Here is a 1,093-nt window from a genome sequence, read left to right on the forward strand (position 1 = left end):
TCTCCCGTTTGGATGGTGACTGGGCTACCCGGACGCACCTTTTGCAAACCCGCCGTAATGACTTGATCACCGGCTTTTAATCCATCGATGATTCGCCATTGGTTGTCTATAACTTCAGCCGTGATGACTGGCGTAATCGCAACGGTATTATCAGCACTCACCGTCATCACCGAAGCTTTGCCTGTTGCATCGCGAGTCACGGTATTTTGCGGGATCAAAATCGCGCTAGGGTCAACACCAGTAATCACGGTCGCACGCACGAACATACCCGGAAGAAGTAAACCATCAGGATTTGGGAATTCCGCACGCAAAGTCACGCTTCCCGTACTTTCATCCACGTTAACTTCCGTGAACTTCATTGTGCCTTTGTGCTCGTATGTCGAGCCATCTTCAAGCGTCAATGCAACTTGCGCAGATTGATCTTCTTGCATGTGGCCTTGAGAAAGCGCCGCTTTTAGTCGCAGCAATTGAGCAGAAGACTGAACGATATCCACGTTGATCGGATCAAGTTGTTGAATCGTCGTTAGCTTGTCGGCTTGGTTTGCCGTAACCAACGCTCCCGCAGTCACATTTGACTTGCTGATCACGCCACTGATCGGCGCTTTCACACGGGTATAAGTCAAATTGATCTTTGCAGTATTGATCTTCGCTTTGGCTACGAGCACTTGCGCTTTCGCTTCTTTGTAAGCCGCTTCTGCTTCATCCAGATCTTGTTGACTGATCGATTTCTTGGTAATCAATGCGCGGTAACGTTTAACGGTTGAAAACGTCGATTCTTCAGAAGCTTGCGCACGAATCAGCTCCGCTTCTGCACTAAGCAAATCCGCTTGAAATGAAGAGTCATCAATTTGATACAACGACTGACCTTTTTCCACAACGCCACCTTCAACAAAGTTACGTTCTGAAATAATACCCGTTACCTGTGGGCGGACTTCCGCCTCTTTAAATGCACGGCTGCGGCCCGGCAACTCAACCGTCAAAGCTTGTCGAACAGGTTCAACCGTCAACACATTCACTTCGGTTGCGGGAGCGGCGCCACCACCTTGCTCAGTTCCTTCTTGGCTTGGTTGACATCCCGCCATAAACAGGCTCG

The 1,093-nt window shown here is 49.5% G+C and carries 1 protein-coding gene; it reads right to left on the reverse strand.

What is annotated here, in order from left to right; genetic code table 11:
• A partial coding sequence (gene vmeA / locus R7D93_RS25940) for a multidrug efflux RND transporter periplasmic adaptor subunit VmeA (protein WP_318129639.1) occupies positions 1–1,093 on the reverse strand: 1,093 nt, incomplete at both ends.

The sequence above is a fragment of the Vibrio sp. YT-15 genome (assembly GCF_033337445.1).
Classification (GTDB): Bacteria; Pseudomonadota; Gammaproteobacteria; order Enterobacterales; family Vibrionaceae; genus Vibrio; species Vibrio alginolyticus.